We start from the raw sequence: 12,741 nt of genomic DNA, 5'->3' as shown, positions 1-12,741 counted from the left end.
CGATCCGCCCGATCGGGCGGCGCGCCCGGCGGTCGGGCGAAAGATGTCCCCGGGACCGGCCACAATGTGGGGCATGGCACGACGCGGATCCCAAGCCCCTCCCCCGCCGCCGGACTTCGAAGAGAACATCATCGACGTCGATGTCTCCGAGGAGATGCGCGGCAGCTATCTGGAGTACGCCTACTCCGTCATCTACCAGCGGGCGCTGCCCGACGCGCGCGACGGGCTGAAGCCCGTCCAGCGGCGGATCCTGTACTCGATGAACGAGATGGGCCTGCGCCCCGACCGGGGGCACGTCAAGTGCGCCCGCGTCGTCGGCGAGGTGATGGGCAAGCTGCATCCGCACGGTGACAGCGCCATCTACGACGCGATGGTGCGGATGGCGCAGCCCTGGGCGATGCGGATGCCGCTCGTCGACGGGCACGGCAACTTCGGCTCGCTCGGCGGCGACGACATGCCCGCCGCCATGCGCTACACCGAGGCGCGGCTGTCGCGCGAGGCGATGCTCATGGTCGCCTCCATCGACGAGGACACCGTCGACTTCCGGCCGAACTACGACGGCCAGGAGACCGAGCCCGAGGTGCTGCCGTCGGCGTTCCCGAACCTGCTGGTGAACGGCGCGTCCGGCATCGCGGTCGGGATGGCCACCAACATGGCGCCGCACAACCTCGGCGAGGTCATCGCCGCCGCGCGGCACCTGATCGACCATCCCGACGCCTCGCTGGACGAGCTGATGCGCTTCGTCCCCGGCCCCGACCTGCCCACCGGCGGCAAGATCGTCGGCCTGGACGGCATCCGCGACGCCTACGAGCGCGGCCGGGGCACCTTCCGCACCCGCGCCACCACGACGGTCGAGAACGTCACGCCCCGCCGCAAGGGCATCGTCGTCAGCGAACTCCCCTACGCGGTCGGCCCCGAACGCGTCAAGGCCAAGATCAAGGAACTGGTCAACGCCAAGAAGATCCAGGGCATCGCCGACCTGAAGGACCTCACCGACCGCAACGTCGGCCTCCGGCTCGTCATCGAGATCAAGAACGGCTTCAACCCCGAGGCCGTGCTGAACGACCTCTACCGGCTCACGCCGATGGAGGAGACGTTCGGCATCAACAACGTCGCGCTCGTCGACCGGCAGCCCCGCACGCTCGGGCTCCGCGAGATGCTCCAGGTGTACATCGACCACCGCCTGGAGGTCGTGCGGCGCCGGTCCCAGCACCGCCGCAAGAAGCGCGAGGACCGCCTCCACCTCATCGACGGCCTCCTCGTCGCGCTGCTGAACATCGACGAGGTCATCCAGGTCATCCGGCAGAGCGACGACGCCGCCCAGGCCAAGCAGCGGCTCATGCAGATCTTCGAGCTGTCGGAGATCCAGGCGCAGTACATCCTCGACACCCCGCTGCGCCGCCTCACCCGCTACGACCGGCTGGAGCTGGAGAAGGAGAAGGACCAGCTCGCCAAGGAGATCGCGAAGCTGACCGCGATCCTGGAGTCGGAGAAGAAGCTGCGGGCCCTGGTCTCCAAGGAGCTGGGCGAGGTCGCGGCCGAGTTCGCCACGCCCCGCCGCACCGTGCTGCTGGAGTCCTCCGGGCACACGGCGGCGGCCGCCGTGCCGCTGGAGGTCGCCGACGACCCGTGCACGGTCCTGCTGTCGACCACCGGGCTGATGGCGCGCACGCACGGCGGCGGCCCGCTGCCCGACAGCGGCCCGCGCGCCCCCCACGACGTGCTGCTGTCGGTGGTGCCCGCGTCCGCGCGCGCCCAGGTCGGCGCGGTGACCTCGCTCGGACGCGTGATCCGGGTGGACGTCCTCGACCTGCCGACGCTGCCGCCGTCCGCGACGCCCCCGTCCCTGGCGGGCGGGGCGCCGGTCACCGAGTACGTCGACCTCGAACCGGACGAGGCCGTCGTCGGCATCGCCGCGCTCGACGACTCCGGCGGCGGGCTCGCGCTCGGCACCGAGCAGGGCGTGGTCAAACGGGTCGTCCCCGACTTCCCCGCCAACCGCGACGAGTTCGAGGTGATCGGGCTCAAGGAGGGCGACCGCGTCGTCGGCGCCGTCCAGCTCGTGTCGGAGGAGCAGCACCTGGTGTTCGTCAGCACCGACGCGCAGCTGCTGCGGTTCGCCGCGTCCAACGTCCGACCGCAGGGCCGCGCCGCGGGAGGCATGGCGGGCATCAAGCTCGGGGCGGGCGCCCGGGTGCTGTGGTTCGGGGCGCTCGATCCCGCGCGGGAGGCGCGGGTCATCACGGTCTCCGGGGCGTCCACGGCGCTGCCCGGCACCCAGACCGGCGCGATCAAGCTCGCCGACTTCGCCGACTTCCCCAGCAAGGGCCGCGCGACCGGCGGCGTCCGCTCGCACCGCTTCCTCAAGGGCGAGGACGTCCTGCTCCAGGCGTGGGTGGCGCACACCCCGCTGCGCGCGTCGGGCGCGAACGGCAAGCCGATGACGCTGAACGCCGCCCTCGGGCGCCGGGACGGCTCGGGCGAGAGGCTCGACAGGCCGATCGCCGCGATCGGCGGCCCGCTGGGCCCGCCGCCGCCCGAGGACGACGCGTCCGACACGCAATGACGCGGGTGTCCCGGGCCCGCCCCGGGCCCGGGACACCCCGTGCAGCACGACCGCGCCGGCGGCGGCGCCGAGGCCCCCGCTTGCGGGCCCACGCCCCTCACGGGCGGCCGAATGCGTCGGGACGGTCGGCGGGGTCAGGTGGTGTCGAGGCGGACGGCCTGTTCGATGTAGTCGCGCAGGGCGTGCTCGTCGAGGTCGTCGAGGCTCTTGATCTTGACATGCCGGGTCCGCTTGCCGACGCCCTCCAGCAGCCCGTGCTCGTCCTCGAACTCGGCGCCGCGCTCGAAGGCGAGGGTGAGGTGGGTCTTGCTCTGGCTGACGACGGCGAAGACCTCCGCGCCCCGCCACGCCGGGGAGCCGTAGGCGAGGCCCTCGACGGCGGCGGGCGCGTGCGCGGCCATCAGCGTGCGCAGGGCGCCGAGGATCCCGGTGTACCTGGGGTCGAGCTGGCCGGCGATGTAGGCGTCGATCTCGTTTCCGGGCATGGCGCTGGCCCCTTCCGTTCGATGCGTCCCGCCGGCCTGGCGGCCGATCCCGCCACGCTAGGACCGGCGGAAGGCGCCACGTCAGGGCCCTAGGACCCCAACCCGCGGCCGGGGGACCCCAGGCGCGGTCAGGGGGCGAGGTCGTGCCGGAAGGCGTAGGTGACGGCCTGGGCGCGGTCGCGCAGGCCCGCCTTGGCGAACAGGTTGTTGATGTGGGTCTTGACCGTCGCCTCGCTGATGAACAGGTCCCCGGCGATCTCCGCGTTGGAGCGGCCGCGGGCGATCAGCGCGAGGACCTCGGCCTCGCGGCGGGTCAGCCCGTCGGGCAGGCCGCCGGTCCGGCCCCCGCGCCGGGCGGGGCGCTCGTCCGCGGCGACCGCCTCGACCAGGCGCCGCTGGATCGCGGGGTCGAGCTGCGCCGCGCCGCCGCGCACCGCCGCCACGGCGCGCGCGATCTCCTCGGCCCCCGCGTCCTTGGTGAGGTAGCCGCGGGCCCCCGCCCGCAGCGCCGCGAAGATCGACTCGTCGTCGGCGTAGGTGGTCAGTACGACGACCTCGACCTCCGGGTGGGCCTGTTTGATCAGCCGCGTCGCCTCCACCCCGTCCACGCGCGGCATCCGCAGGTCCATCAGGACGACGTCGGGCCGCAGCTCGCCGACCATGGCGAGCGCCGCCGCACCGTCCCCGGCGGACCCGGCCACCTCGATGCCGGGCAGCAGTTCCAGCAGCAGGACCAGGCCCTCCCTGACCACCGTCTGGTCGTCGACGACCAGGATCCTCGTCACGTCGCTCACAGCGTCCCGTTCCCGTTCGTCCTCCGGGCGGATCAGGCGGGCACCCGGAGTGACACCCGGAAGCCCTTCCCGTCCGGCCCGGTCTCCAGCGTCCCATCGATGAGTTCGGCGCGCTCGCGCATCCCCGCCAGGCCGTATCCGCCGCCGTCCGCCCCGAGGTCCGGGCCCGCTCCGAGCCCCGGCTCGGTGGCGCCGGTGTCGGTGACCTCCAGCTCCACCGACCCGCTGAGGTAGCGCAGCGCGACGTGGGCGCGCGCGCCCGGCGCGTGCTTGCGGACGTTGGTGAGCGCCTCCTGCGCGGTCCGGACGACCGCGAGCCCCGCCTGGGGCGGCAGCTCGCGCGGCGTCCCCGTCACCCGCACGTCGCAGGGACGGCCGGTGCCCGCGTAGAACTCCTCCGCGAGCCCGGCGATCACCTCCTTCGGCTCGGGGATCTCGCCGCGCAGCGTGGCGAGCGCCCGCCGGGTCTCCTCCAGACCGGATCTGGCCAGGTTCCCCGCGCGCTCCACCCGCTCCAGGGCCTGGACGCGGTCGCCGTCGCGCGACAGCAGCAGCCGCGCCCCCTCCAGGTGGACGATCTGCGCCGACAGCGAGTGCGCGAGGATGTCGTGGATCTCCCGCGCGATGTGCGACCGCTCGGCCAGCGCCGCGTTCGCGGCCTCCGCCCGCCGGGTCGCCTCCTGCGCGATCGACGCCTGCCGGCTGGCGAGGCCGCCCAGCGTCATCCCGGCGAACGCGGCCACCAGCCCGAGGTCGGCCTCGCCGTGCGTCGCGCTGACGACCGCGACCGCGAGGGTCGTGAGCGCGCCCACGCCGACGCCCCAGAGCAGCGGGATCCGCCGCAGCAGCACCCACAGCGGGATCATGGCGATGAACGTGACCGTGTCCCGCGCGACCGCGTAGAGCGGGACGACCGTCGCGACCGACGCCAGCAGCAGGGCGATCCCGTGCCCGCGCCACGGCGAGCCCTTCTCGCGCCCCACCAGCATCCCGGCGCCGCCCAGCGCGAACATGACCACGTTGAGGACCACGACCGCGAGCCCGCTGCCGTGCAGGGCGGGCTCGGGGGCGTGGCCGAGCAGGGAGCGCACGTACGCCGCCAGCCCCCAGAGCGGCAGCACGCCGAGGACGACCACCCTCGTGATCCGCTCGCCGGAGACGGCTCCGCCGAGGCTCACCGCGCCGGCCCTCACGGCGCCGAGCCGGCCGGGACGCCGGGGGAAGGGGTGCACTGCGGGTTCATGGCCCCGACGCTACGTGACCGCCCGCCCCCTGAGAATCGGCGCACGGCTGGACATCCCCGTCTCCACCCGACGGTGGAGCCCCGGCGGTCAGACGTCGATGCGTTCGGTGTCGAGCTCGGTGGCGCCCGCGGTGATGAACTCGCGGCGGGGGGCCACGTCGCTGCCCATCAGCAGGTCGAAGATCTTGGCGGCGGCGTCGGCGTCCTCGATGCGGATGCGGCGCAGGATGCGCTGCCGCGGGTCCATCGTGGTCTCCGCGAGCTGGTCGGCGTCCATCTCACCGAGGCCCTTGTAGCGCTGGACGGGCTCCTTCCAGCGCTGGCCCTTGCGCTCGAACTCCACCAGCTTGCGGGTCAGCTCGCCGTCGCTGTAGCAGTAGACGTACTTGTCCTGCCCCTTCTTCGGCTTGACCAGCTCGATGCGGTGCAGCGGCGGGACGGCGGTGAAGACCCGGCCCGCCTCCAGCATCGGACGCATGTAGCGGTAGAGCAGGGTGAGCAGCAGCGTACGGATGTGCGAGCCGTCGACGTCGGCGTCGGCCATCAGGATGATCCGGCCGTAGCGGGCGGAGTCGAGGTCGAAGGTGCGGCCCGAGCCGGCCCCGATCACCTGGATGATCGCGGCGCACTCGGCGTTCTTGAGCATGTCGGCGACCGACGCCTTCTGCACGTTCAAGATCTTGCCGCGGATCGGCAGCAGCGCCTGGAACTCGGAGTCGCGGGCGAGCTTGGCGGTGCCGAGCGCCGAGTCGCCCTCGACGATGAACAGCTCGCTGCGGTCGTCGGCGGTGCGGCAGTCGACGAGCTTGGCGGGCAGCGCCGAGTTCTCCAGGGCGTTCTTGCGGCGCTGGTTGTCGCGCTGGGTGCGGGCGGCGATGCGGGTCTTGGCGGCGCCGGCCACCTTCTCCAGCACGGCGCGCAGCGGCTGCTTCTGGCCGCGCGAGGGGTTCTCGAACACCGCGCGCAGCTCGCGCATGACGACCTGGGAGACGATGCGGGTGGCCGCGGACGTGCCGAGGATCTCCTTGGTCTGGCCCTCGAACTGCGGCTCGGGCAGCCGGACCGTCACGACGGCGGTGAGGCCCTCCAGGACGTCCTCCTTGATGACGTCCTCGTCGCCGTTCTTCAGCAGCCGCCCCGCCCGGAGCTGCTCGTTGATCACCTTGAGCACGGCGCGGTCGAAGCCGCGCACATGGGTGCCGCCCTTCGGGGTGGCGATCACGTTCACGAACGAGCGGGTGATCGTGTCGTAGCCGGTGCCCCAGCGCAGCGCGATGTCGACCTCAAGGTCACGTTCCACATCGGTGGGGGTGAGGTGGCCCTGGTCGTCCAGCACGGGGACGGTCTCGGTGAAGTGGCCGCGCCCCTGCAGGCGCAGGACGTCCACGATGGGGGCGTCCTTGGCCAGGTAGCTGCAGTACTCGCCGATGCCGCCGTCGAAGCGGAACCTGGCCTCGACGGCCTCCTCGCCGCGCTCGTCGCGGACGTCGATGGTCAGGCCCGGGATCAGGAACGCGGTCTGGCGCATGCGGTCCATGACGAGGGACTGCTCGACCGTCGCCTCCTTCAGGAAGATCTGGAGGTCGGGCCAGAAGCGGGTGCGGGTGCCGGTGACCTTGCGGGCGACCTTGCGGACCTGCCGCAGCCCCGACTTCTTCTTGAAACGCGCGTTCGGGCGGCCCTCGTCGGCGAACTCGCCGGGCAGGCCGCGCCGGAAGCTGATGGCGTGGGTGTGCCCCTCGCGGTCGACCTCGACGTCCAGCCGGGCGGACAGGGCGTTGACCACGGACGCGCCGACGCCGTGCAGGCCCCCCGAGGCGGTGTAGGAGACGCCGCCGAACTTGCCGCCCGCGTGCAGCCTGGTCATGACCAGCTCCACGCCCGGCAGGCCCGTCTTCGGCTCAAGGTCGACGGGGATGCCGCGGCCGTTGTCGCCGACCTCGAAGGAGCCGTCGGCGTGCATCGTCACGCTGATGTGGGTGCAGTATCCCGCGAGGGCCTCGTCGACGCAGTTGTCGACGATCTCCCAGAGGCAGTGTGCGAGACCTCGGCTGTCGGTCGACCCGATGTACATGCCGGGTCGCTTCCGCACGGCCTCCAGCCCCTCCAGCACCGAAAGGTGCCGGGCGGAGTAGCCGTGCGGGTCGTCGGTGCTGGCTTCGGCGGTCGCGGCGGTCAACTGCTTGTGCTCCTCGGGGGTAGGACATTCGGCAGCAGAGTACCCCCGGCCGCCGACAATCTTTCGCCAGGCTCGCCGCCGCGGCCCGTGCCGCGCGCGGGGTGGAGGTGCCGAACGTCCACCTATGGGTGGGTGCGTACGGCTTCACTCGTTCCCTAATCTCCTCCGCATGACGCAAACAATCGAGGTCGCCGGCCTCCGCAAGCGATACGGAGACGTCCAGGCGGTGGACGGGGTCACCTTCGCGGTCGAGGAGGGCGAGTTCTTCGGCATCCTCGGGCCGAACGGGGCCGGGAAGACCACGACCCTGGAGATCGTCGAGGGGCTCCGGGAGGCGGACGAGGGCGAGGTGTCGGTCCTCGGCCGGTCGCCGTGGCCGCGCAACCCGGGGCTCTTGTCCCGCGTCGGCGTCCAGTTGCAGGCGTCCTCGTTCTTCGAGCGGCTGACCGCGCGGGAGCAGCTCCAGACGTTCGGCTCCCTCTACGGCGTCCCGGCGGCGAAGGCCGACACGATGCTGGAGGCGGTCGGCCTCGCCGACAAGGCCGACGTGCGCGTCGAGAAGCTGTCGGGCGGGCAGGCGCAGCGGCTGTCGATCGCGTGCGCGCTCGTCCACGACCCCGAGCTCGTCTTCCTGGACGAGCCGACCGCCGCGCTGGACCCGCAGGCCCGCCGCAACCTCTGGGACATCCTCCGGGAGATCAACACCGAGGGCCGGACGATCGTGCTGACCACCCACCACATGGACGAGGCGGAGGTCCTGTGCGACCGCGTCGCGATCATGGACGCCGGGCGGGTGCTGCGGCTCGGCCCCCCGGCGGTGCTGGTGCGGGGCCTGGACGCGCCCGCCCGGATCAGCGTGGCCAGCGGCGTCCTCGGGCTGGAGGACGCGCGGCTGCTGCCCGGCGCCGACGGCGCCGACGACGACGGCGTCTCCCTGACGATCTCCACGCGGGACCCGTCGGCGGTGGTCGCGGCGATGGCGGGCAGGGATGCCCTGGACGGCGTCCAGATCCGCGGCGCGACGCTGGAGGACGTCTTCCTCGACCTGACCGGGCGGGAGTTCAGGCCGTGAGCACGTTCGCGAGTTTCAAGAGCCTGGCGCGGGCGATGTTCCTCGGCTTCAGCCGGGACCGCGGCGCGCTGTTCTTCACGATCCTGTTCCCGCTGATGTTCCTGGCGATCTTCGGCGGGGTGTTCGGGCACCAGACGACGTCCAAGGTCAAGGTGCTGGAGGTCGGCCGGGCGGCGGTGCTGGACCAGGCCGTCGCGCACGACTCCGGCGGGCTCGGCAAGGTCATGAAGGTGACCAGGGCGTCCGACCGGGCGGCGGCCCTGCGCAAGGTGGAGAAGGGCGACGCGGACGCGGTCGTGGAGCAGCGGGGCGGGGAGCTGGTCGTCCACTACTCGGCGGCGGACCAGGTCAAGGCAGGGACGGTGCGGGGGCTGATGGACTCCCTCGTCCAGTCGGCGAACCAGGCGGCGTCCGGCAAGCCGCCCGCATACAAACTGGCGACCCAGCAGGTTGAGGACGACTCCCTCAAGGCCATCCAGTTCTTCACCCCGAGCCTGCTCGGCTGGGCGCTGGCCTCCGCCGGCGTGTTCGGCGCCTCGCAGACGCTCGTGACCTGGCGGACGAAGGGCATCCTGCGCCGGCTCCAGCTCTCCCCCGCGCCGATCCCGACCGTGTTCGCGGCCCGGGTGGCGGTCAGCCTCGCCGTGGCGCTCGCCCAGTTCGCGCTGTTCGTCCTGGTGGCGCAGCTACCGATGTTCGGGCTGAGGCTGGGCCACGCGTGGTGGATGGCGGTCCCGATGGTGATGGCGGGCGTCCTGGCGTTCCTGTCGATCGGGATGGTGATCGGCGCGTGGGCCAAGACGCAGGAGACGGCCCAGGCGGTCACGCAGCTGATCGTCCTGCCGATGGCGTTCCTGGGCGGATCGTTCTTCCCGCTCGACGCGGCCCCCTCCTGGATGAAGGCGCTTTCCTACATCTTCCCCCTGCGTTATCTCAACGAGGGCATGCTGAACGTCATGGGGCGCGGCCTCGGGCCCGCGTCCGCATTGCCGCAAATCGGCGTCCTGCTGGGCGTGGCGGTGGTCGGAGCCCTGATCGCGACGCGGTTGTTCCGCTGGGACGCGGCCTGATGTGACCTCGGTCACTTATTGGTCCATTCTGCTCTGGGCGTACGAAGAAACAGGTTGGGAACGTCCACGTCGGGTTAGATGTTCTCCTAAGTACCGACCCCGAGCATGAGGAAGGTGCCGTGACTGGAGCCCTTGCCCCAACCAAGCCGTTGACCGTCGCCGACCGTTGCGACCGCTGCGGCGCCCAGGCCTACGTCCGTGCAGTCCTTGTAGGCGGCGGCGACCTTCTGTTCTGCGCCCACCACGGACGCAGGTACGCGGAGGCCCTGCGCGCCAACGGGGCCGACATTCAGGACGAGACCGACAGGCTCAACGAAACCCCGGCAACCGCTACGGACGACGAGCGGTAGGCATGAAATAGAAGTTCCCCTGTACGGCGGTCATCGGAGACGGTGGCCGCCGTTCGCATTCCGCCCATCAGGCAACTCACCGAGTCAATAAGACATGACTCCACTGAGTCATTAATCGATCACATAGCGTATCGGCAATACCCGCCGCGGTGACCCGGCCCACCGGCTTCCGTAAGCTCCCGACCAGCCGTGACGGCCTCCACCCCGGCGGCAGATACCGCCGGGGCGCCGTCTCGCACCGCATCCGGCTCGTACCGCATCCGACTCGTACCGCATCCGGCTCGTACCGCGTCTGGGGGGATCGTGCACATCCTGCTTCCGCCATCGGAGAAGAAGGCCGCCGAGGGGGACGGCCCGCCTCTCGACCTCGCGTCGCTGAGCTTCCCCGGGCTGAACCCCGTCCGGAGACGCGTGCTGGCGGCCCTGGGGAAGGCGGGCCGGCGCGCCGACGCGGCGGAGATCCTGGAGATCCCCGCCGGTCAGGTGCGGGACGCCCTGGCCCGCAACAAGATCCTGCGCAAGGCGCCGACGCTGCCCGCCGCCCGGCTCTACACCGGCGTGCTGTACGACAACCTGGACCTGCCGAGCCTGGACGCCGAGGCCGCGGCCGACCGGATCATCGTCTTCTCGGGCCTGTGGGGCGCGCTGAGGCTCACCGACCGCGTCCCGCCGTACCGGCTGGCCATGGCGGTGTCGCTGCCGCCTGAGGGCCGTCTGAGCGCCCTGTGGCGTCCGGCGATGGGGGCGGCCCTGAACCTGGAGGACCCTCGGGCCAGGCGGGCGCCGCGCGAACGCCCGGCCGGCGGGCCGCCCGCCCGGCTGATCGTCGACATGCGCTCAGGCCCGTACGCGTCCGTCTGGAAGGCCCCCGGTCCCGCGGTGGCGGTGCGGGTGTTCCGGGAGGCGGTCGTGGACGGCGTCCCGAAGCGGACGGTCGTCAGCCACATGGCCAAGGCGACACGCGGGCGGATCGCCCACGACCTGATCAGGTCGGGCGCCTCCCCCGGCACCCCGGACGAGCTGCTGAAGACCGTCGCCGACCTCGGCCACACGGTCGAGCTGAACGGCGCGAACCTGGATGTGATCCTCCACGACTGAGCCCGGCGCGCCCCGGCGCGCATGCGTCTGGGCCCCCGTCCACAAGTGGACGGGGGCCCAGAGCGTCGTCCAGGGGCTCAGTCGAGGTAGTCGCGCAGGACCTGCGAGCGCGACGGGTGGCGGAGCTTCGACATGGTCTTGGACTCGATCTGGCGGATGCGCTCCCGGGTCACCCCGTACACCTTGCCGATCTCGTCCAGGGTCTTCGGCTGGCCGTCGGTGAGGCCGAACCGCATCGACACCACGCCCGCCTCGCGCTCGCTGAGCGTGTCGAGCACCGAGTGGAGCTGCTCCTGGAGCAGCGTGAAGCTGACGGCGTCGGCCGGCACGATGGCCTCGGAGTCCTCGATGAGGTCGCCGAACTCGCTGTCGCCGTCCTCGCCGAGCGGGGTGTGCAGGGAGATCGGCTCACGGCCGTACTTCTGCACCTCGACGACCTTCTCCGGGGTCATGTCGAGTTCCTTGGCCAGCTCCTCCGGGGTGGGCTCGCGGCCCAGGTCCTGGAGCATCTGCCGCTGGACGCGGGCGAGCTTGTTGATGACCTCGACCATGTGCACCGGGATGCGGATGGTGCGGGCCTGGTCGGCCATCGCGCGGGTGATCGCCTGCCGGATCCACCAGGTGGCGTAGGTGGAGAACTTGTAGCCCTTGGTGTAGTCGAACTTCTCGACGGCGCGGATGAGGCCGAGGTTGCCCTCCTGGATGAGGTCCAGGAACAGCATGCCGCGTCCGGTGTAGCGCTTGGCCAGCGACACCACGAGCCGGAGGTTGGCCTCCAGCAGGTGGTTCTTGGCGCGGCGGCCGTCCTCGGCGATCCACTCGAAGTCCTCGGTGTCCTCCTCGGACATCGCGGGGCCGTCGGCGGCGAGGCGCTCCTCGGCGAACAGGCCGGCCTCGATGCGCTTGGCGAGCTCGACCTCCTGCTCGGCGTTGAGCAGCGGGACCTTGCCGATCTGCTTGAGGTAGTCCTTGACCGGGTCGGCGGTGGCGCCGGCCGCGGCGATCTGCTGCGCGGGCGCGTCGTCCTCGTCGTCGCCGAGGGTGAAGGACTCCTCCTCGTTGACCGGCGCGGCGCCGTCGGCGCCCGCCTTGCCCGCGGGGGTCTTGGCCGCGGCGGGCGCGGCCGGGACGGCCTCGTCCTCCTCGGGCTCGGGCGTCACCTCCGCCTCGTCCGCGGTCACCTCCACGAGGTCGGCCTCAAGGTCGGTGAGGTCCTCGTCGAGGTCGACGTCGACCTCGTCGTCGAGCTCGGGGTCCTCGCCGCCCTTCTTGGCGGGGACCGCGGCGGCCGGGGCGGGCTGCGCCGCGCCCTTCTTGGCCGGGACGGGCTTCTTCGGCTTGGCCCCCTTGGCGGGGGCGGCCTTCCTGGCCGCGGGCCTGGGGGCCGCGGGACGCGGCTCGGCGGCGGTCTCGGCGGGGACCTCGTCGTCGCTGACGACGGCGGTCACGGTGTCGGGCTGCTCCTTGGCTGCAGCGGCTGTCTTGGGCCTGCGCGCCGGCGGCGTCGCGCGCTTGCGCGGCCGCTTGGGCGCCGCGGAGTCGGCAGCGCTCACCATGACGGTCACACCCTCCTTGCTAAGGCTCCGCAAGATGCTGGAGGCCTTCGACACGGGGATGTCGGCCTCCTCGAACGTACGTCGTACGTCGTCGGCTTCGAGGTAACCCTGGGACCGTCCACGCTCGATCAGTTGCGCGATGACGTGCTCGTGCAGATCTGACGCTTTCGAGGTCGAGCTAGCAGGCGACACAAATACCTCTCGAACGAACGTGTGGCTGGGTTGACCCAAGTGCCCTGACGGGCCCGGCCTCACACTGGGTGGGACCACACACTGGGCGGGACCTCCCCGTGCGGGACCGCAGCGTACCCGCTCTTACTAGGGTCAA

General features: G+C 71.9%; 10 protein-coding genes. 5 read left to right on the top strand and 5 right to left on the bottom strand.

The window, feature by feature from the left end; genetic code table 11:
- Window positions 1-73: 73 nt before the first annotated feature.
- Window positions 74-2,566 carry a DNA gyrase/topoisomerase IV subunit A gene (locus tag GNZ18_RS04880; RefSeq protein ID WP_156214922.1) on the top strand — a complete coding sequence of 831 codons (2,493 nt, stop codon included), beginning with the start codon at window positions 74-76 and terminating at the stop codon, window positions 2,564-2,566.
- A gap of 134 nt (window positions 2,567-2,700) precedes the next feature.
- Here GNZ18_RS04880 and GNZ18_RS04875 read toward each other — a convergent pair whose 3' ends face one another.
- The 4 genes from GNZ18_RS04875 to GNZ18_RS04860 all read right to left on the bottom strand — a co-directional run bounded on the left by GNZ18_RS04875 (window position 2,701) and on the right by GNZ18_RS04860 (window position 7,267).
- On the bottom strand, window positions 2,701-3,051 hold the full coding sequence (locus tag GNZ18_RS04875; RefSeq protein WP_156214921.1) for a DUF1801 domain-containing protein: 351 nt from the start codon (window positions 3,049-3,051) through the stop codon (window positions 2,701-2,703).
- Between the two features lie 128 nt (window positions 3,052-3,179).
- Entirely contained in the window at window positions 3,180-3,845 is a 666-nt protein-coding gene (locus tag GNZ18_RS04870) for a response regulator (protein ID WP_214618671.1), read from the bottom strand.
- A 32-nt stretch (window positions 3,846-3,877) separates the two neighbouring features.
- Window positions 3,878-5,077: a sensor histidine kinase gene (locus GNZ18_RS43545; protein ID WP_216651171.1), complete on the bottom strand. Its 1,200-nt coding sequence runs from the start codon at window positions 5,075-5,077 to the stop codon at window positions 3,878-3,880.
- A gap of 99 nt (window positions 5,078-5,176) precedes the next feature.
- The gene (locus tag GNZ18_RS04860) at window positions 5,177-7,267 is read right to left on the bottom strand and encodes a DNA gyrase/topoisomerase IV subunit B (RefSeq protein ID WP_156214920.1); all 2,091 of its coding nucleotides are present in this window, start codon (window positions 7,265-7,267) and stop codon (window positions 5,177-5,179) included.
- A 169-nt stretch (window positions 7,268-7,436) separates the two neighbouring features.
- Here GNZ18_RS04860 and GNZ18_RS04855 point away from each other — a divergent pair, with 169 nt between their 5' ends.
- From GNZ18_RS04855 to GNZ18_RS04840, 4 genes are all read left to right on the top strand, one after another.
- A complete protein-coding gene (locus tag GNZ18_RS04855) occupies window positions 7,437-8,339 on the top strand; it encodes an ABC transporter ATP-binding protein (RefSeq protein ID WP_156214919.1) in 903 nt (300 codons plus the stop codon).
- Entirely contained in the window at window positions 8,336-9,409 is a 1,074-nt protein-coding gene (locus tag GNZ18_RS04850; protein WP_312874304.1) for an ABC transporter permease, read from the top strand. The genes GNZ18_RS04855 and GNZ18_RS04850 overlap by 4 nt, the downstream gene beginning before the upstream one ends.
- 119 nt (window positions 9,410-9,528) lie before the next feature.
- Window positions 9,529-9,759 carry a DUF7455 domain-containing protein gene (locus GNZ18_RS41820; protein ID WP_242906140.1) on the top strand — a complete coding sequence of 77 codons (231 nt, stop codon included), beginning with the start codon at window positions 9,529-9,531 and terminating at the stop codon, window positions 9,757-9,759.
- Window positions 9,760-10,062: 303 nt separating this feature from the next.
- The gene (locus tag GNZ18_RS04840; protein WP_214618667.1) at window positions 10,063-10,857 is read left to right on the top strand and encodes a YaaA family protein; all 795 of its coding nucleotides are present in this window, start codon (window positions 10,063-10,065) and stop codon (window positions 10,855-10,857) included.
- A gap of 77 nt (window positions 10,858-10,934) precedes the next feature.
- Here the strand turns inward: GNZ18_RS04840 and GNZ18_RS04835 are convergent, their stop codons facing one another.
- Window positions 10,935-12,605: an RNA polymerase sigma factor gene (locus GNZ18_RS04835; RefSeq protein WP_214618666.1), complete on the bottom strand. Its 1,671-nt coding sequence runs from the start codon at window positions 12,603-12,605 to the stop codon at window positions 10,935-10,937.
- Between the last annotated feature and the right edge of the window lie 136 nt (window positions 12,606-12,741).

Source organism: Actinomadura litoris, from assembly GCF_009733595.1.
In the GTDB taxonomy this organism is placed as follows: Bacteria; Actinomycetota; Actinomycetes; order Streptosporangiales; family Streptosporangiaceae; genus Spirillospora; species Spirillospora litoris.
The sequence above is the reverse complement of the archived record's forward strand: the minus strand, read 5'-3'. Positions and strand labels throughout refer to the sequence as shown.

Coding starts and splice junctions, on each gene's coding strand:
- GNZ18_RS04880 (WP_156214922.1), top strand. CDS start 74: ATGGCACGACGCGGATCCCAAGCCCCTCCCCCGCCGCCGGACTTCGAA.
- GNZ18_RS04875 (WP_156214921.1), bottom strand. CDS start 3,051: ATGCCCGGAAACGAGATCGACGCCTACATCGCCGGCCAGCTCGACCCC.
- GNZ18_RS04855 (WP_156214919.1), top strand. CDS start 7,437: ATGACGCAAACAATCGAGGTCGCCGGCCTCCGCAAGCGATACGGAGAC.